This is a genomic window from Leclercia sp. Colony189, assembly GCF_009740165.1.
Classification (GTDB): domain Bacteria; phylum Pseudomonadota; class Gammaproteobacteria; order Enterobacterales; family Enterobacteriaceae; genus Enterobacter.
This window is the reverse complement of record NZ_CP046557.1, coordinates 4,620,552-4,638,364: the sequence shown is the minus strand read 5'-3', so window position 1 is coordinate 4,638,364 and position 17,813 is coordinate 4,620,552. Positions and strand designations below refer to the sequence as shown.

14 protein-coding genes and 4 tRNA genes are annotated in these 17,813 nt (G+C 56.3%); 16 read left to right on the top strand and 2 right to left on the bottom strand.

What is annotated here, in order from left to right:
• The first annotated feature begins 185 nt into the window (after positions 1 to 185).
• The 16 genes from rho (at position 186) to GNG29_RS22110 (ending at position 14,745) form a co-directional block, all read left to right on the top strand.
• A complete protein-coding gene (gene rho / locus GNG29_RS22185) occupies positions 186 to 1,445 on the top strand; it encodes a transcription termination factor Rho (protein ID WP_001054528.1) in 1,260 nt (419 codons plus the stop codon).
• A 240-nt stretch (positions 1,446 to 1,685) separates the two neighbouring features.
• Complete coding sequence (gene wecA, locus GNG29_RS22180; RefSeq protein WP_103177465.1) at positions 1,686 to 2,789, top strand: UDP-N-acetylglucosamine--undecaprenyl-phosphate N-acetylglucosaminephosphotransferase; 1,104 nt, start codon at positions 1,686 to 1,688, stop codon at positions 2,787 to 2,789.
• Between the two features lie 12 nt (positions 2,790 to 2,801).
• Complete coding sequence (gene wzzE, locus GNG29_RS22175; protein ID WP_103177464.1) at positions 2,802 to 3,848, top strand: ECA polysaccharide chain length modulation protein; 1,047 nt, start codon at positions 2,802 to 2,804, stop codon at positions 3,846 to 3,848.
• A 57-nt stretch (positions 3,849 to 3,905) separates the two neighbouring features.
• On the top strand, positions 3,906 to 5,036 hold the full coding sequence (wecB, locus tag GNG29_RS22170; protein ID WP_103177463.1) for a non-hydrolyzing UDP-N-acetylglucosamine 2-epimerase: 1,131 nt from the start codon (positions 3,906 to 3,908) through the stop codon (positions 5,034 to 5,036).
• The gene (gene wecC, locus GNG29_RS22165) at positions 5,033 to 6,295 is read left to right on the top strand and encodes a UDP-N-acetyl-D-mannosamine dehydrogenase (protein WP_103177462.1); all 1,263 of its coding nucleotides are present in this window, start codon (positions 5,033 to 5,035) and stop codon (positions 6,293 to 6,295) included. The genes wecB and wecC overlap by 4 nt, the downstream gene beginning before the upstream one ends.
• Positions 6,292 to 6,969 carry a dTDP-4-amino-4,6-dideoxy-D-galactose acyltransferase gene (gene rffC, locus GNG29_RS22160; protein ID WP_156655360.1) on the top strand — a complete coding sequence of 226 codons (678 nt, stop codon included), beginning with the start codon at positions 6,292 to 6,294 and terminating at the stop codon, positions 6,967 to 6,969. Before wecC ends, rffC begins: the two co-directional genes overlap by 4 nt.
• A 4-nt stretch (positions 6,970 to 6,973) precedes the next feature.
• Positions 6,974 to 8,104: a dTDP-4-amino-4,6-dideoxygalactose transaminase gene (gene rffA / locus GNG29_RS22155; RefSeq protein ID WP_103177460.1), complete on the top strand. Its 1,131-nt coding sequence runs from the start codon at positions 6,974 to 6,976 to the stop codon at positions 8,102 to 8,104.
• Between the two features lies 1 nt (position 8,105).
• Positions 8,106 to 9,356: a lipid III flippase WzxE gene (gene wzxE, locus GNG29_RS22150; protein WP_156655359.1), complete on the top strand. Its 1,251-nt coding sequence runs from the start codon at positions 8,106 to 8,108 to the stop codon at positions 9,354 to 9,356.
• The gene (locus GNG29_RS22145) at positions 9,353 to 10,432 is read left to right on the top strand and encodes a TDP-N-acetylfucosamine:lipid II N-acetylfucosaminyltransferase (protein ID WP_156655358.1); all 1,080 of its coding nucleotides are present in this window, start codon (positions 9,353 to 9,355) and stop codon (positions 10,430 to 10,432) included. Before wzxE ends, GNG29_RS22145 begins: the two co-directional genes overlap by 4 nt.
• Complete coding sequence (gene wzyE, locus GNG29_RS22140) at positions 10,429 to 11,781, top strand: ECA oligosaccharide polymerase (protein ID WP_103177457.1); 1,353 nt, start codon at positions 10,429 to 10,431, stop codon at positions 11,779 to 11,781. Before GNG29_RS22145 ends, wzyE begins: the two co-directional genes overlap by 4 nt.
• A 12-nt stretch (positions 11,782 to 11,793) precedes the next feature.
• The gene (wecG, locus tag GNG29_RS22135; RefSeq protein WP_156655357.1) at positions 11,794 to 12,534 is read left to right on the top strand and encodes a lipopolysaccharide N-acetylmannosaminouronosyltransferase; all 741 of its coding nucleotides are present in this window, start codon (positions 11,794 to 11,796) and stop codon (positions 12,532 to 12,534) included.
• Between the two features lie 268 nt (positions 12,535 to 12,802).
• On the top strand, positions 12,803 to 14,185 hold the full coding sequence (gene thrP / locus GNG29_RS22130) for a bifunctional threonine/serine APC transporter ThrP (RefSeq protein ID WP_156655356.1): 1,383 nt from the start codon (positions 12,803 to 12,805) through the stop codon (positions 14,183 to 14,185).
• A 105-nt stretch (positions 14,186 to 14,290) separates the two neighbouring features.
• Positions 14,291 to 14,367: transfer RNA gene (locus GNG29_RS22125), tRNA-Arg, on the top strand.
• 74 nt (positions 14,368 to 14,441) lie between these two features.
• A tRNA-His gene (locus tag GNG29_RS22120) sits at positions 14,442 to 14,517 on the top strand.
• A 21-nt stretch (positions 14,518 to 14,538) separates the two neighbouring features.
• Positions 14,539 to 14,624: transfer RNA gene (locus GNG29_RS22115), tRNA-Leu, on the top strand.
• Between the two features lie 44 nt (positions 14,625 to 14,668).
• Positions 14,669 to 14,745 (top strand) — tRNA-Pro (locus GNG29_RS22110).
• Between the two features lie 501 nt (positions 14,746 to 15,246).
• On the opposite strand, the gene GNG29_RS22105 is transcribed toward GNG29_RS22110, so the two are convergent.
• Positions 15,247 to 16,452, bottom strand: a complete 1,206-nt coding sequence (locus GNG29_RS22105; RefSeq protein ID WP_156655355.1) for an MFS transporter — start codon at positions 16,450 to 16,452, stop codon at positions 15,247 to 15,249.
• Positions 16,453 to 16,611: 159 nt separating this feature from the next.
• On the bottom strand, positions 16,612 to 17,811 hold the full coding sequence (gene hemY, locus GNG29_RS22100; RefSeq protein ID WP_103177453.1) for a protoheme IX biogenesis protein HemY: 1,200 nt from the start codon (positions 17,809 to 17,811) through the stop codon (positions 16,612 to 16,614).
• Positions 17,812 to 17,813: the final 2 nt, after the last annotated feature.

The window sequence follows — 17,813 nt, the reverse complement described above, 5'->3', positions numbered from 1 at the left end:
TGCGAGAAGTGGATAGATTCCGGGCTTGTCACTCAATCCGTCTTGTCGTTTCAGTTCTGTGCTTTCCCTGTGAGCAGACAGCGAACAGACATGAGTTGATAGCCGTTAACAGGCATGGATGACCCTGCCATACCATTCACAAATTAAGTTCGAGTATTACCCCGAGTTTAAGAACCCACACCATTATGAATCTTACCGAATTAAAGAATACGCCGGTTTCTGAGCTGATCACTCTCGGCGAAAATATGGGGCTGGAAAACCAGGCTCGTATGCGCAAGCAGGACATCATTTTTGCCATCCTGAAGCAGCACGCAAAGAGTGGCGAAGATATCTTTGGCGACGGTGTGCTGGAGATATTGCAGGACGGATTTGGTTTCCTCCGCTCTGCAGACAGCTCCTACCTCGCCGGTCCTGATGATATCTACGTTTCTCCCAGCCAAATCCGCCGTTTCAACCTCCGCACTGGTGACACCATTTCAGGTAAGATTCGTCCTCCTAAAGAGGGTGAACGCTACTTTGCGCTGCTGAAAGTTAACGAAGTTAACTACGATAAGCCGGAAAACTCGCGCAATAAGATCCTGTTCGAAAACTTAACGCCGCTGCACGCGAACTCACGCCTGCGCATGGAGCGTGGTAACGGTTCTACTGAAGACTTAACCGCTCGCGTTCTGGATCTGGCTTCGCCGATTGGTCGCGGTCAGCGTGGTCTGATTGTCGCGCCGCCAAAAGCGGGTAAAACCATGCTGCTGCAGAATATCGCGCAGAGCATCGCTTACAACCACCCAGACTGCGTACTGATGGTACTGCTGATTGACGAACGTCCGGAAGAAGTGACCGAGATGCAGCGTCTGGTGAAAGGTGAAGTTGTGGCGTCGACCTTTGACGAACCTGCCTCCCGCCACGTTCAGGTTGCTGAAATGGTTATCGAGAAGGCGAAGCGTCTGGTTGAGCATAAGAAAGACGTTATCATCCTGCTTGACTCCATCACCCGTCTGGCGCGTGCCTACAACACCGTGGTGCCAGCGTCCGGTAAAGTCTTGACCGGTGGTGTGGATGCCAACGCCCTGCATCGTCCGAAGCGTTTCTTCGGTGCTGCGCGTAACGTGGAAGAGGGCGGTAGCCTGACCATCATCGCAACCGCGCTGATCGATACCGGTTCGAAGATGGATGAAGTAATTTACGAAGAGTTTAAAGGTACAGGCAACATGGAACTGCACCTGTCGCGTAAAATCGCTGAAAAACGCGTCTTCCCGGCTATCGATTACAACCGTTCCGGTACCCGTAAAGAAGAGCTGCTCACCACTCAGGAAGAGCTGCAGAAAATGTGGATCCTGCGCAAAATTATCCATCCAATGGGTGAAATCGACGCGATGGAGTTCCTCATTAACAAGCTGGCGATGACGAAAACTAACGATGATTTCTTCGATATGATGAAACGCTCGTAATATAAATAAAGCGCCGAAACGCCACGTTTTTACGTGGCGTTTTTCTTTTATGGCTTATACGCTGTAACAGTAAGCTGTCAAATTATACTGCCGGGGACGAAAATCGGAATGTTCGTCAAAGCAGAAAAGTAATTGTCTGAAAAATAAACAAAGGGACTTGGGCGAGGCCTGCTTTTTCCTTCTTGAGCCGAGCCTTCAAGGTTATACTTTCGGGATTAACATTTGTTGAGAGCATCCATTGTGAATCTACTCACTGCGGTGACTGAGCTAATCAGTATTTTTCTTTTTACCACCTGTTTTTTATTCCTCGCCCGTAAGGTCGCGAAGAGAGTCGGACTGGTGGATAAGCCCAATTATCGTAAACGCCATCAAGGCTTGATTCCGCTGGTTGGTGGGATCTCGGTTTACGCGGGTATCTGCTTCACCTTCGCCATTGCGGATTATTATATCCCTCATGCGGCACTCTATCTGGCCTGTGCCGGCGTGCTGGTGCTGGTTGGCGCGCTGGATGACCGATACGATATCAGCGTCAAATTCCGCGCCGCGGTTCAGGCGGCTATCGGCGTCATCATGATGGTGGTAGGGAAACTCTATCTCAGCAGCCTGGGCTACATCTTTGGCACCTGGGAGATGGTACTGGGGCCATTCGGCTACTTCCTGACGTTGTTTGCCGTATGGGCGGCGATTAACGCCTTTAACATGGTAGACGGCATTGACGGTCTGCTTGGTGGGCTCTCCAGCGTCTCCTTCGCGGCTATCGGCATCATCCTCTGGTTTGATGGCCAGTACAGCCTGTCGATGTGGTGCTTCGCGATGATCGCCGCCATTCTGCCTTATATCTGCCTTAACCTCGGTGTCCTGGGACGTCGCTACAAGGTCTTTATGGGGGATGCCGGCAGTACGCTGATTGGCTTTACCATCATCTGGATCCTGCTGGAAACTACTCAGGGTAACACCCATCCAATCAGTCCGGTGACGGCACTGTGGATCATCGCCATTCCATTGATGGATATGGTGGCAATAATGTACCGCCGTCTGCGTAAAGGCATGAGTCCCTTCTCCCCAGACCGCCAGCATATTCATCATCTTATTATGCGTGCCGGCTTCACCTCACGACAGGCATTTGTCTTGATTACGCTGGCCGCTGCGCTGTTAGCCGGGATTGGCGTTGCCGCAGAATATGCACATTTCATTCCTGAATGGGTAATGTTGGTATTATTCTTGCTTGCATTTTTCCTGTACGGCTACTGTATTAAACGCGCATGGAAAGTAGCGCGCTTTATTAAACGCGTAAAACGCCGTATGCGTAGAAATAATGGCAATAACCCAACTTTAACTAAGTAAATCGGGACTGTAATGACTCAACCGTTGGCGGGAGCAAAATCAGTGGTAACTGAGAATGAGCTGGATGTTCGTGGCTTGTTCCGCGTGTTATGGGCGGGCAAGTTTTGGATTGCAGGTATTGCGCTGGGCTTTGCACTTATCGCTCTGGCCTATACCTTTTTCGCCAGACAAGAGTGGAGTGCGACGGCGATTACCGACCGTCCTACGGTGAATATGCTTGGAGGTTTCTACTCTCAGCAACAGTTTCTGCAGAATCTGGATGTAAAAGCGAATCCTGCGACCGCCGACCAGACTTCGGTAATGGACGAGTCCTACAAAGAGTTTGTTATGCAGCTCGCCTCCTGGGATACGCGCCGTGATTTCTGGAACCAGACCGACTATTTCAAACAGAGAATGGTCGGCAACAGCAAAGCCGATGCAGCCCTGCTGGATGAGCTGATCAACAACATTCAGTTTATGGCGGGCGATCCGCTGCGCAACATCAACGACAGCGTCAAGCTGATCGCTGAAACCGCGCCGGACGCGAATAACCTGCTGCGTCAGTATGTCGCTTTCGCCAGCCAGCGCGCAGCAAGCCACCTTAATGATGAGCTGAAAGGCGCCTGGGCGGCGCGTACCGTGCAGATGAAAGCGCAGGTCAAACGTCAGGAAGAGGTCGCCAAAGCCATCTTTAACCGCCGGGTACATAACCTCGATCAGGCGCTGAAGATTGCTGAAAAGAGCAATATCTCGCGCAGTGAAACCGATGTGCCTGCCGATGAACTGCCCGATTCTGAAATGTTCCTGCTGGGGCGTCCTATGCTCCAGGCGCGCCTGGAAAATCTGCAGGCCGTTGGGCCAGATTTTGACCTCGATTACGACCAGAACCGCGCCATGCTCAACACCCTCAACGTCGGTCCGACACTGGACCCGCGTTTTCAGACCTATCGTTATTTGCGAACACCTGAAGAACCTGTAAAACGCGATAGTCCACGTCGCGCATTCCTGATGATTATGTGGGGGATTGTGGGTGCTTTAATTGGCGCAGGCGTGGCATTAACCCGTCGTCGCAAAATTTAAGAACGCCGTCTACGATGAAGGCTGCTGGCCTTCATCGCTTAATCGAAGAGAATCGATGTGAAAGTACTCACTGTCTTTGGTACAAGGCCGGAAGCCATCAAGATGGCGCCTCTGGTCCATGCGCTGGCAAGCGACCCTTATTTTGAGGCGAAAGTTTGCGTTACCGCGCAGCATCGGGAGATGCTGGATCAGGTCCTAAAACTCTTTTCCATTGTTCCCGACTACGACCTCAATATTATGAAGCCGGGGCAAGGGCTAACCGAAATTACCTGCCGTATTCTGGAAGGTTTAAAACCTATTCTGGAGTCGTTCAGGCCGGATGTCGTGCTGGTGCACGGCGATACCACCACCACCATCGCCACCAGTCTGGCGGCATTCTATCAACGTATTCCGGTTGGACATGTCGAAGCCGGTTTACGCACGGGCGATCTCTCCTCCCCGTGGCCAGAAGAGGCGAACCGGACCCTGACCGGGCATCTGGCAATGTATCACTTTGCGCCAACCGAGAACTCCCGTCAGAACCTGCTGCGCGAAAACGTTAACGACCAGCACATTTTTGTCACCGGCAACACGGTGATCGACGCGCTGATCTGGGTGCGCGACCGGGTGCTGGCGAACGACAGCCTGCGTGGGCAACTGGCCGAACAGTATCCGTTCCTCGCTAACGGTAAAAAGATGATTCTGGTCACCGGACACCGGCGGGAAAGTTTTGGCCAGGGCTTCGAGCAAATTTGCCATGCGCTGGCTGAAATCGCCGCGCGTAACGAAGATGTCCAGATCGTCTATCCGGTGCATCTGAACCCTAATGTCAGCGAGCCGGTCAACCGCATCCTGGGGCATGTCAAAAACGTCATACTTATTGAGCCGCAGGACTATCTGCCATTCGTCTGGCTGATGAACCATGCCTGGCTGATCCTGACGGACTCAGGCGGAATTCAGGAAGAAGCGCCTTCACTGGGGAAACCGGTGCTGGTGATGCGTGAAACCACCGAGCGTCCTGAAGCGGTTAAAGCGGGGACGGTAAGGCTGGTGGGGACCGATTCACGAGCCATCGTGGAAGAGGTGACGCGCCTGCTACATAACAACGAAGAGTATCAGGCCATGAGCCGGGCCCATAACCCGTATGGTGATGGCCAGGCCTGTGACCGCATTTTGTACGCACTTAAACACAATCGGGTATCGCTATGAGTTTTACTACCATTTCTGTCATTGGTCTTGGCTACATTGGGCTGCCCACGGCGGCGGCATTTGCCTCCCGTCAAAAACAGGTAGTGGGTGTTGATATCAACCAGCATGCGGTTGAGACGATCAACAAGGGTGAAATTCATATCGTTGAGCCAGATCTCGACAAGGTGGTAAAAACCGCCGTTGAAGGGGGATACCTCAGGGCCAGTACCACACCAGTGGTTGCCGATGCCTACCTGATTGCTGTGCCGACGCCATTCAAAGGCGAGCATGAGCCGGATATGGCCTATGTCGAAGCGGCAGCGAAATCCATCGCCCCGGTACTGAAAAAAGGCGCGCTGGTGATCCTCGAATCCACCTCACCGGTGGGTGCCACTGAGCAAATGGCCCAGTGGCTGGCTGAGGCGCGCCCGGATCTGACTTTCCCGCAGCAGGCGGGCGAGCAGGCCGATATCAACGTCGCCTACTGCCCGGAGCGCGTGCTGCCGGGGCAGGTGATGGTCGAACTGATTAAAAACGATCGGGTTATTGGCGGCATGACTCCGGTCTGTTCCGCCCGCGCCAGCGAGCTGTATAACATCTTCCTCGAAGGCGAGTGCGTGGTGACCAACTCCCGTACCGCTGAGATGTGCAAACTCACCGAAAACAGCTTCCGCGACGTGAACATTGCGTTTGCTAATGAGCTGTCGCTGATTTGCGCCGATCAGGGGATTAACGTCTGGGAACTGATTCGTCTGGCGAACCGCCATCCGCGCGTGAATATCCTGCAACCCGGGCCGGGCGTAGGCGGGCACTGCATCGCGGTCGACCCGTGGTTTATCGTGTCGCAGAACCCCCAGCAGGCGCGTCTTATCCGTACCGCCCGCGAAGTTAACGACAGCAAGCCGCACTGGGTACTGAACCAGGTGAAAGCCACCCTGGCAGATTACCTGACCCAAAGCGGCAAGCGCGCGAACGAGGTGACCATCGCCTGTTTTGGTCTCGCCTTTAAGCCGAACATTGACGATCTGCGTGAAAGCCCGGCGATGGAAATTGCTGAGATGATTGCCGACTGGCACAGCGGTGAAACGCAGGTGGTGGAGCCCAATATTCATGAACTGCCGAAAAAACTGGCTGGACACTGCGCCCTGACCAGCGTTGAAGAGGCGCTGGCAACCGCCGATGTGCTGGTGCTGCTGGTGGACCATAACGAGTTTAAAGCGATCCAGGGCGAGGCCGTCCGTCAGGAATTTATCGTTGATACCAAAGGGGTCTGGCGTTGAGTCAGCTCCACGGTGCGTTACAGCCGCTGGAGTGGGAAAGCGAGTTTTTTGCCCTTCCCACGGCGCTTGTGCGCCTCTCTGATGATGCTCCGCTGCTGACGGCTTCCGGGCTGGACGCCTGGCAGCGGGTGCAGGCTAAAATTCCGGCCACCCGCGCCGACTGGCTGGACGCGTTACAGGCGCAGGGCTTCAGGCTGGTGGAAGGCGAAGTCGATCTCGCCATTACCGTGACGCACCACGCTTGCCCTGGCGCGGAACCTGCGATGGAGCAGGATATCCCGGCGCTGCGCCAGCTGGCTGCTCAGGCCTTTGCGCAGAGCCGCTTTCGCGCCCCCTGGTACGCACCTGACGACAGCGGTCGCTTCTATGCCCAGTGGATCGAGAATGCGGTAAAAGGCACCTTCGACCATCTTTGCCTGGTGTTCCGCGCGCCGAATGGCGCCATCCAGGGCTTTGTCTCCCTGCGCAAGCTCAGCGACAACGAGGCGCGTATCGGTCTGCTGGCCGGGCGCGGTATGGGCGAGAAGTTAATGCAGGCGGCGCTGCACTGGGCGCAGCAACAGCAGATTTCTACTTTGCGGGTGGCGACCCAGATGGGCAACACCGCCGCGCTTAAACGTTATATCGCAAGCGGCGGCAACATCGAAACGACCGCTTACTGGCTATACAGGTGACAAGATGATCCCATTTAATGCGCCTCCTGTGGTGGGCACCGAACTCGATTACATGCAGTCTGCGATGGGCAGCGGCAAACTTTGCGGCGATGGCGGCTATACGCGCCGTTGCCAGCAGTGGATGGAGCAGCGCTTTCAGAGCGCGAAAGTCCTCCTGACCCCCTCCTGCACCGCCTCGCTGGAGATGGCGGCCCTGTTGCTGGACATCGGTCCTGGCGATGAAGTGATCATGCCGAGCTACACCTTTGTCTCCACCGCCAACGCTTTCGTGCTGCGCGGGGCGAAAATCGTCTTTGTCGATATCCGTCCGGATACCATGAACATTGACGAGACGCTGATTGAAGCGGCGATCACCGACAAGACCCGCGCCATCGTGCCGGTACACTATGCCGGGGTGGCGTGCGAGATGGACACCATCATGGCGATTGCCAAAAAGCATAACCTGTACGTGGTGGAAGATGCCGCACAGGGAGTTATGTCCACCTACAAGGGCCGCGCGTTGGGCACCATCGGGCACATCGGCTGCTTCAGCTTCCACGAAACCAAAAACTACACCGCAGGCGGAGAAGGCGGCGCGACGTTGATTAACGATCGCGCCCTGGTGGAGCGTGCGGAGATCATCCGCGAGAAAGGGACCAACCGCAGCCAGTTCTTCCGTGGGCAGGTGGATAAGTACACCTGGCGCGATATCGGCTCCAGCTATCTGATGGCGGATCTGCAGGCGGCGTACCTGTGGGCACAGCTGGAGGCGGCAGACCGTATCAACCAGCAGCGTCTGGCGCTGTGGCAGACCTATCACGATGCGCTGGCTCCCCTGGCGCGCAAGGGCCGTATCGAACTGCCGACCATTCCGGCGGATTGCGTCCATAACGCCCATATGTTCTATATCAAGCTGCGGGATAACGACGATCGCAGCGCGCTTATTGCATATCTGAAAGAGGCCGAAATTCTGGCGGTGTTCCACTATATTCCGCTGCACTCCAGCCCGGCGGGGGAAGCCTTTGGTCAGTTCGTGGGTGAAGATCGCTTTACCACCAAAGAAAGTGAGCGGTTACTCCGCTTACCGCTGTTCTACAACCTCGCGGCGGTCAACCAGCGCACGGTGATCAATACCCTTCTGAGTTATTTCGGCTGATATGTCTCTGGCGAAAGCATCGGTGTGGACCGCCGCGTCCACACTCGTCAAGATCGGCGCGGGATTGCTGGTGGTAAAACTGCTGGCCGTCTCCTTTGGCCCGGCGGGTGTCGGGCAGGCGGGGAACTTTCGCCAGCTGGTCACCGTCCTCGGTGTACTGGCCGGGGCGGGGATCTTTAACGGCGTGACCAAGTACGTGGCGCAATATCATGACGATAAGGCGCAATTACGCACGGTGGTGGGTACCTCATCAGCGATGGTGCTGGGCTTTTCCACCCTGCTGGCGGTCATCTTTTTACTGGCGGCAGCACCCATCAGCCAGGGGCTGTTCGGTCACACGGGCTATCAGGGTCTGGTAAGGCTGGTGGCGCTGGTGCAGATGGGCATCGCCTGGGCGAACCTGCTGCTGGCGCTGATGAAAGGCTTTCGCGATGCTGCCGGCAATGCGCTGGCGCTCATCGTCGGTAGCGTCATCGGGGTGGTTGCCTATTACGTCTGCTACCGGCTGGGCGGCTATGAAGGCGCACTGCTGGGGCTGGCGCTGGTGCCCGCGCTGGTGGTCGTTCCGGCGGCGTTTATGCTGATGCGCAGGGGCACAATTCCGCTACACTATCTGAAGCCCGGATGGGATCGGCTTCTGGCGGGGCAGCTGGGCAAATTTACCCTGATGGCGCTTATCACCTCCGTCACCTTGCCGGTGGCCTACGTGATGATGCGAAACCTGCTGGCGGCGCACTACAGCTGGGATGAGGTGGGGATCTGGCAGGGGGTCAGCAGCATCTCCGATGCCTATCTGCAGTTTATTACCGCCTCCTTTAGCGTCTACCTGCTGCCCACGCTCTCACGGCTCACCGCCCGGCAGGAGATCACCCGCGAGATCCTCCGTTCGCTGCGCTTCGTCTTACCGGCGGTGGCGGTTGCCAGCTTTACCCTCTGGCTGCTGCGCGATGTCGCCATCTGGCTGCTGTTTTCCGCCAAATTTACCGCGATGCGCGACCTGTTCGCCTGGCAGTTGGTGGGGGACGTACTGAAAGTAGGCGCTTACGTCTTTGGCTATCTGGTGATTGCTAAAGCGTCGCTGCGGCTCTACATTCTGGCGGAAATCAGCCAGTTTGCGTTGCTGACGGCATTCTCTCACTGGTTGATCCCCGCGCATGGCGCGCTGGGAGCGGCTCAGGCCTATATGGCCACCTATATTGTCTATTTTGCTGCCTGTTGCGGCGTCTTTTTACTTTGGCATAAACGCGCATGACTGCACTGATTCACGTCCTGGGATCGGATATCCCACACCATAACCAGACCGTACTGCGGTTCTTTAATGATGAACTGGCTCCCGGCAGCGCGCTGGCGCGCGAATTTATGGTGGTGGGTAAGGACACCGGCCTTAGCGCCGCCTTCCCGGCACTGCAGCTGACCTTCTGGCCGGACAAAGCTACGCTTGCGAAAGCGGTGATCGCCAAAGCCAAAGCCAACCGCCAGCAGCGGTTCTTTTTTCACGGGCAGTTTAATACCGGCCTGTGGCTGGCCTTGTTGAGTGGTGGGATCAGGCCCGCGCAGTTTAACTGGCATATCTGGGGCGCCGACCTGTATGAAGTCTCCCGGGGCTGGAAGTTCCGTCTCTTCTACCCGCTGCGGCGTATGGCGCAGGGGCGGGTGGGCTGCATCTTTGCCACCCGCGGCGATTTAAACTATTTCGCAAAACAGCACCCGAACGTGCGCGGTGAGCTGCTCTATTTCCCGACCCGCATGGACCCGTCGCTGAACGGGTTAGCCCGGGAGGTGAAACGGGAGGGTAAACTGACGATTCTGGTGGGTAATTCCGGGGATCGCAGTAACGAACATATTGCGGCCCTGAAGGCGGTTCATCAGCAGTTTGGCGATACGGTCAACGTGATCGTGCCGATGGGCTATCCTGCTAATAACGCGGCATACATCGATGAAGTCCGTCAGAGTGGACAGGCATTATTCAGCCCGGACAATTTGCAGATCCTCAGCGATAAGCTGGCCTTTGATGACTACCTGGCATTGCTGCGTCAGTGCGATCTGGGCTATTTCATTTTCGCGCGCCAGCAGGGGATCGGCACGCTCTGTCTGCTGATCCAGGCGGGCATTCCCTGTGTGCTTAATCGCGACAACCCGTTCTGGCAGGACATGACCGAACAGCACATTCCGGTGCTGTTTACCACCGATGACCTGAACGAAGAGGTGGTGCGTGAAGCCCAGCGACAGCTTGCGCAGGTGGATAAAAACGCCATCGACTTCTTCAGCCCGAACTACCTTACGCCATGGCACCAGGCGCTGCGGATCGCCTCAGGAGAGAATGCATGAGCCAGTTGCAATTTAGCGGCCTGCTGGTCATCTGGCTTCTGAGCGCCTTGTTTATCGCCACGCTGACGTGGTTTGAATTCCGCCGGGTGCGCTTTAACTTCAACGTCTTCTTCTCGCTGCTGTTTCTGCTGACCTTTTACTTCGGCTTCCCGCTGACCAGCGTGCTGGTGTTCCGCTTCGATGTGGCCGTCGTACCGCCGGAGATCCTGATGCAGGCGCTGCTGTCGGCGACCTGCTTCTATGGGGTCTATTACGTCGCCTATAAGACGCGGCTGAAACCGGCCAGCAGCGACGCATCGCGACGGCCTTTGTTCACCATGAACCGGGTTGAGACGCATCTGACCTGGATGATGCTGATGGGCATTGCCCTTGTCACTGTCGGTATCTTCTTCATGCACAACGGCTTTTTGCTGTTCAAGCTTCACTCCTACAGCCAGATCTTCTCCAGCGAAGTCTCCGGGGTGGCGCTTAAGCGCTTCTTCTATTTCTTCATTCCGGCGATGCTGGTGATCTATTTCCTGCGTCAGGATGCCCGGGCGTGGCTCTTCTTCCTGGTCAGTACCGTGGCGTTTGGCCTGCTGACCTATATGATTGTCGGCGGCACGCGCGCAAACATCATTATCGCCTTCGCGATCTTCCTGTTTATTGGCATTATTCGCGGCTGGATCTCGCTGTGGATGCTGGCTGCGGCGGGCGTGCTGGGGATTGTAGGGATGTTCTGGCTGGCGCTGAAGCGCTACGGCATGGATGTCAGCGGCGACGAAGCGTTTTACACCTTCCTGTACCTCACCCGCGACACCTTCTCGCCGTGGGAAAACTTAGCCCTGCTGCTGCAGAACTACGACAAAATCGATTTTCAGGGGCTGGCGCCCATTGTTCGCGATTTTTATGTCTTTATCCCCACCTGGCTGTGGCCGGACAGACCGGGCGTGGTGCTGAATACGGCAAACTACTTTACCTGGGAAGTGCTGAACAACCACTCCGGGCTGGCAATCTCACCGACGCTGATCGGTTCGTTGGTGGTGATGGGCGGCGGCTGGTTTATCCTGCCTGGGGCGATTGCCGTTGGGCTGATTATAAAATGGTTCGACTGGCTCTATACGCTGGGCAATCAGGAGACCAACCGCTATAAGGCAGCGATTTTGCATAGTTTCTGTTTCGGTGCCATTTTCAATATGATCGTACTGGCGCGAGAAGGGCTGGATTCGTTCGTCTCCCGCGTGGTCTTTTTCATGGTGGTTTTTGGCGCCTGTCTGCTGATGGCGAAGCTGCTGTACTGGCTGTTCGACAGCGCCGGGTTAGTGCATAAGCGCGAACCGGTAAACGGCAGGGCGCTTTCGCGAGTCTGAGTAAGGATAATAATGACTGATAATACCTCAGCACCGCAGTATGACTTGCGGGGCCTGAAGCTGATTGGCTGGCGTGATATGCAGCATGCGCTGGACTTTCTCTGTGCCGGGGACGGGATCAAAACCGGCACGCTGGTGGCCATCAATGCAGAAAAAATGCTTACCCTTGAGGATAACGCCCAGGTGCGCGACCTCATCGAGGCGGCCGAATTTAAATATGCGGACGGGATAAGCGTGGTGCGCTCCGTGCGTAAGAAGTACCCGGGGGCGAACATCTCTCGCGTCGCGGGGGCCGATCTCTGGGAAGCGCTGATGGCGCGGGCGGGGGCAGACGGTACGCCAGTCTTCCTCGTCGGCGGCAAACCTGGGGTGCTGGCGCAAACCGAGCAGAAATTGCGTGACCAGTGGCAGGTGAATATCGTCGGCAGCCAGGACGGCTATTTCAGCCCTGACGAGCAGCAGGCGCTATTTGCCCGTATTCGAGACAGCGGGGCGAAGATCATCTCCGTCGCGATGGGTTCACCGCGCCAGGAGATCCTGATGCGCGACTGCCGTCAGGTCTATCCGGATGCGCTCTATATGGGCGTGGGCGGCACTTACGATGTCTTTACCGGCCACGTAAAGCGCGCGCCAAAAGTGTGGCAGAACCTGGGGCTGGAGTGGCTCTATCGCCTGTTATCCCAGCCGAGCCGGATCACCCGCCAGCTCCGTCTGCTGCGTTATCTCGGCTGGCACTACTCCGGACGCCTGTAATATCTGAATCGCAGCGCGATATACTGCTCGCGCTGCAATACGCCCGTAAATCTGCTGCTTTTCTCAACAATACATTCATTTTTTTAACGCATCGTTTGCCATTTCACAAAATTTAAGAAACCATTCCCCTCCGTCACTACCGTACCAGGCTGTTTTTGCATCACCCGTAAACATAAACGGTCCATTACGCACAGCCTGTGATAGCGCATCTGTACCTATAACAATAACCGGCGCAGGCCGGGAGAGCCGCAAGCACAACCGAGGATTTATGTCAGAGAAAAAACCGGAGCTTCAGCGTGGGCTGGAAGCTCGTCATATCGAACTTATCGCCCTTGGCGGGACGATTGGCGTGGGCCTGTTTATGGGCTCCGCCAGCACCCTGAAATGGGCCGGGCCGTCGGTCCTGCTGGCGTATATCATCGCCGGGCTGTTCGTCTTCTTTATCATGCGTTCCATGGGGGAGATGCTGTTCCTCGAGCCGGTCGCCGGTTCGTTCGCCGTTTATGCGCATCGCTACATAAGCCCGTTTTTTGGCTATCTCACGGCGTGGTCGTACTGGTTTATGTGGATGGCGGTGGGCATATCGGAGATCACCGCCATTGGGGTCTACGTGCAGTTCTGGTTCCCGGAGATGGCACAGTGGATACCTGCGCTTATCGCCGTGGGGCTGGTGGCGCTGGCGAACCTCGCCGCCGTGCGTCTGTACGGTGAGATCGAATTCTGGTTTGCGATGATTAAAGTAACCACCATTATCGTGATGATTGTCATCGGCGTGGGGGTGATCTTCTTCGGCCTGGGTAACGGGGGCCAGGCGATTGGCTTTGGCAACCTGACGGAACACGGCGGCTTCTTTGCTGGCGGCTGGAAGGGCTTCCTGACGGCGCTCTGCATTGTGGTGGCGTCCTATCAGGGGGTTGAGCTTATCGGGATCACTGCCGGGGAGGCGAAAAACCCGCAGGTGACCCTGCGCAGCGCGGTCGGCAAGGTGCTGTGGCGTATCCTCATCTTCTATGTCGGCGCGATTTTTGTCATCGTCACTATCTTCCCGTGGAATGAGATTGGCAGTAACGGCAGCCCGTTCGTGCTCACCTTTGCCAAAATCGGCATTACCGCAGCGGCGGCGATTATCAACTTTGTGGTGCTGACGGCGGCGCTCTCCGGCTGTAACAGCGGCATGTACAGTTGCGGGCGTATGCTCTACGCGCTGGCGAAAAACCGTCAGCTGCCGGCGGCGGTGGGAAAAGTCTCCGGCGCCGGAGTGCCGGTGGTGGGCGTTGCCATCTCGATTATTATTCTGCTGGTGGGGTCATGCCTGAACTACATCATCCCGAACCCGCAGCGTGTCTTCGTTTATGTCTACAGCGCCAGCGTTCTGCCAGGTATGGTGCCGTGGTTTGTGATCCTGATTAGCCAGCTGCGTTTTCGTCAGGCGCATAAAAACGCGATTGCCAGCCATCCGTTCCGCTCCATTCTCTTCCCATGGGCTAACTATTTAACGATGGCGTTCCTGATCTGCGTGCTGATCGGCATGTACTTCAACGAAGACACCCGCATGTCGCTGTATGTCGGGGCGATATTCCTGGCGGCCGTTAGCGCGGGATACAGGCTTTTTGGCCTGGGGCGACACGTGGAAAGGGTCAAAACGCAGTAATATGCGGCAAAGTGCGCAAAGTCTAAGCAAACGCGCATTTATTTTAAAAAAGCACTAGACAGCAGACCGAGACCTCCGTAATATCCAGCCCCGCAACGGCGCTAAGCGCCCGTAGCTCAGCTGGATAGAGCGCTGCCCTCCGGAGGCAGAGGTCTCAGGTTCGAATCCTGTCGGGCGCACCATTCACCCGGTGCTGGAGCTGCGGTGGTCTGTTAAGTAGGCAGAACCGCGTGAAAGAGTAAAGAATCAAGTAGTGGTGGCTATAGCTCAGTTGGTAGAGCCCTGGATTGTGATTCCAGTTGTCGTGGGTTCGAATCCCATTAGCCACCCCATTATTTAAAGAGTTGTGAATTGCGAAGGTGGCGGAATTGGTAGACGCGCTAGCTTCAGGTGTTAGTGTCCTTAGGATGTGGGGGTTCGAGTCCCCCCCCTCGCACCACGACTTTTAATGAATTGAACTAAAAATTCAAAAAAGCAGTATATCGGCGAGTAGCGCAGCTTGGTAGCGCAACTGGTTTGGGACCAGTGGGTCGGAGGTTCGAATCCTCTCTCGCCGACCAATTTTGAACCCCGCTTCGGCGGGGTTTTTTGTTTTCTGCTTTTCCTGCCCCTGTTGTTTATTGCCGACAGCGATATCCTGGCCTGTCGTGAATAAGTGACATATAACCTATTGAAATGAATAAATATATCGCTTTACCCGTCAGCCTGTCTCTTCCTGGAGACACTTTGGGCTGATTATTGGCCCATTCTGCCGCCCGTTTCCTGACTGACAGGGATAATTTCCTTTTATCTTAAAAAGTTGAGATACATACAACTTCGTAATGCAACATTGGCACATTGCATGCAATAATATGCGTGTAGATGCTCATTCCACCTCTTATGTTCGCCTTAGTGCCTCATAAACTCCGGAATGACGCAGAGCCATTTACGGTGCTTATCGTCCACTGACAGATGTCGCTTCGGCCTCATCAAACACCCTGGACACAACGTTGAGTGAAGCACCACAAGTTGTCAAACAGACCTGTTTAACGCCTGCTTTTTAGCAGGCGTTTTTTTATGCCTTATCTGCAGTAGCGCGTCAGGATCCCCACCACCATGAGCAGGGCACAGCCCGAAACGCCATACAGCGCCTGTAGCGGCCCCAGCACGTCAGCAACCAGTGCCGTGAGGCCGGTAAAGAGCGATGCGCTGGCGGTTTGCCATCGCCAGGCCCTGCCGCTGGCCGAGGAGATCAGGTCAGCCTGAAAGCTGCTTAACAGGCTAAAAGTGCTCACCGCAAAAACGACGTTCGAAGCGAGATGGGCGACAAAAACGACCCCCAGCGTTTGCATCCCCGATAGCAGCGGGATCGTCCCGTAGGCGAGTAAAAAGAGGCCGAGGCAGGTCAGCAGGAGGCGGTTTTGCCCGGCGTAGCGGGGCAGGCTCTCTCTTTTCAATAGCAGCGGGCCGCACAGCTGTCCCATGCTGCGGGCAAAAAGCAGAGGCAGGGCCAGCCCGGCAGCATCATTCGGCTCGATCTGCTGCGCCAGTGCAGGCAGCAGCGCCATAGCGGGTGAACCCACGGCGGCGAGGGCAGGAAGCAGCAACAGGCTGCGTTTTTGCTGCGCTCCCAGTGCCTGCCAGCGCATCGCCACCGGTCTTTCGGTTTCTGCTGCCTGCTCAGGCGCCAGAGAAGGCAACGCGCTGCCAGTGAGGCGCAGCATCAGCAAGGAGCCAGCAAAGGTGAGCGCGTCAATCCCCAGCAGTGCCAGCGCGGGCAGATGATGAAACAGCACCATACCCAGCCCGGTGCCCAGTAGCACCTGCGAAGCAAAAATCATCGTCTCCAGGCAGGTCGCCGCAGGCAGCTCGGCTTCGGACAATCCTCGCCGGAACAGCAGGGCCAGCGCGGGCCAGCTCATGCCCGTCAGAAAGGCCTCGGTGGACTGCACCGCCAGCAGCGCTACCATGCTGTGAAACTGAATGCCCAGCAGGGGAAACAGCAGGGCGAGCAGACCCAGCCACTCTGTCAGGAGCAGCAGGCCGATGGGTGAAAAACGCATACAGAACTTCTCCCCGACGAGGCTGCCCAGAAATCCCGGTAGCAGGGCAAACAGATATGCCAGGGTCAGTAAAGAGGCGGGAGCCTGCCACTCCAGCAGCAGACCAAAGACCATCACCTGGGTTAAGCCATTTCCCACAGAGGTAAACAGAAAAGCGCAGGCCAGCAGGCGCAGCCAGCGATGACAGCGCAGCGCGTGAAAAAGCGCATACAAAAGCGTGTTCATGAAACGATCCTTTCAAAAACAATTTAATCCACGCCGTAAAAGGCGTGTACAGAAAAAATGTTCAATGAAAGGAGATCGTTACATTGGCGGAGTGGGTCTCTGAAGAAGATGCTAAGAATGTAGCAAATAAAAAAGGAGGCCGTCAGGCCTCCTGTGCAATTATTGCTGCGGGGGATTGTTCTGTAATGTCAGCAGCAGACCGTCGCGGCGCATTTCGGCAGCCTCTTCCGGCAGATGCAGTTTATCCAGCGTATCCGCCAGCCAGGCATAATCGAACGCATCCGGGCGCTGTTTTAACGCGGCGCGGAAGGCGAGGCTGGCCTCTTTCCATTCGCCATGTCTGGCCAGTGACTGACCCAGAGTGCTCCACAGCAGAGGGCGATCGCCCACGGTTTTGATCTGCTGGCGCAGCATTTTCTCGATCTGCTCCGGATTATTGGTTTTCAGGCGTGGGATCACCATCACCAGACGATCGTCGTACTGGCGTTTCAGGCCATCAAGGATGATGCTCTGGGCGGTATCGTGATCGTCACACTCAATCAGGTGTTCCGCCATCGCCACCTGCAGGGTCACCTGCTGGCGCGTTTTGCGGCTCTGATTTTTCCACCAGGCCTTCAGGCCATCGCTACCCTGATCGGCTCGCGCCTGGTCCATCAGCCCGATCCATGCCTGACGTTGCAGGCTGTCGCGCTGCTCTTCATCGCCGACGTCGGCTTTCGCCATCGACGGGATGATGTCCAGCAGCGAGCCCCACGCGCCGGTGCGGATATAGGCCTGCTCAGCCAGACGCAGCACCTCCGGATGACGCGGCGCGATCTCCAGCAGGCGATCGACGCCGTGACGGGCGGCATGGTTTTCGTTACGCGCCAGCTGCAGGCGCACACGGGTGATCTCAACCGGGATCGGATCGTTTTCAGCCAGCTCGGCGGCACGCTCCAGATGCTGATTGGCGCGTGCTTCGTCGCCGCGCTGCTGTGCGGCTTCCGCCGCCAGCAGATAGTTGACCACCGGCTGTTCAGCATGATCGGCATTCTTCGACATCAGCTTCTCAACCTGCTGATAGTCCCCTTCAGCCAGTTTCAGCAGGGCCTGTTCGGTCTGCTTACGGGCACGGCGGCGCTTGCGGCCGACAAACCAGCTGCGGGTATGGGCCCCGGTACGGAAGATGCGGCGCAGGATCCACTCGATCGCCAGAAACGCCACCATCACCAGGATCAAAATGATCACCAGCCCGGTGACGCTGGTTTCGATATTGTAGTTATCGGTCTGGATCAGCACGTAGCCCTGATGACCCGCCAGCATAGGACCCAGCACGATCCCGGCGAGCAGCAGTGCGAAGAGTAATAAAACTTTTAACATAA

Excerpts from the sequence above, each read along its gene's own strand:
- rho (WP_001054528.1), top strand. The coding sequence starts at position 186 with ATGAATCTTACCGAATTAAAGAATACGCCGGTTTCTGAGCTGATCACT.
- wzzE (WP_103177464.1), top strand. The coding sequence starts at position 2,802 with ATGACTCAACCGTTGGCGGGAGCAAAATCAGTGGTAACTGAGAATGAG.
- wecC (WP_103177462.1), top strand. The coding sequence starts at position 5,033 with ATGAGTTTTACTACCATTTCTGTCATTGGTCTTGGCTACATTGGGCTG.
- rffA (WP_103177460.1), top strand. The coding sequence starts at position 6,974 with ATGATCCCATTTAATGCGCCTCCTGTGGTGGGCACCGAACTCGATTAC.
- wzxE (WP_156655359.1), top strand. The coding sequence starts at position 8,106 with ATGTCTCTGGCGAAAGCATCGGTGTGGACCGCCGCGTCCACACTCGTC.
- GNG29_RS22145 (WP_156655358.1), top strand. The coding sequence starts at position 9,353 with ATGACTGCACTGATTCACGTCCTGGGATCGGATATCCCACACCATAAC.
- wzyE (WP_103177457.1), top strand. The coding sequence starts at position 10,429 with ATGAGCCAGTTGCAATTTAGCGGCCTGCTGGTCATCTGGCTTCTGAGC.
- wecG (WP_156655357.1), top strand. The coding sequence starts at position 11,794 with ATGACTGATAATACCTCAGCACCGCAGTATGACTTGCGGGGCCTGAAG.
- thrP (WP_156655356.1), top strand. The coding sequence starts at position 12,803 with ATGTCAGAGAAAAAACCGGAGCTTCAGCGTGGGCTGGAAGCTCGTCAT.
- GNG29_RS22105 (WP_156655355.1), bottom strand. The coding sequence starts at position 16,452 with ATGAACACGCTTTTGTATGCGCTTTTTCACGCGCTGCGCTGTCATCGC.
- hemY (WP_103177453.1), bottom strand. The coding sequence starts at position 17,811 with ATGTTAAAAGTTTTATTACTCTTCGCACTGCTGCTCGCCGGGATCGTG.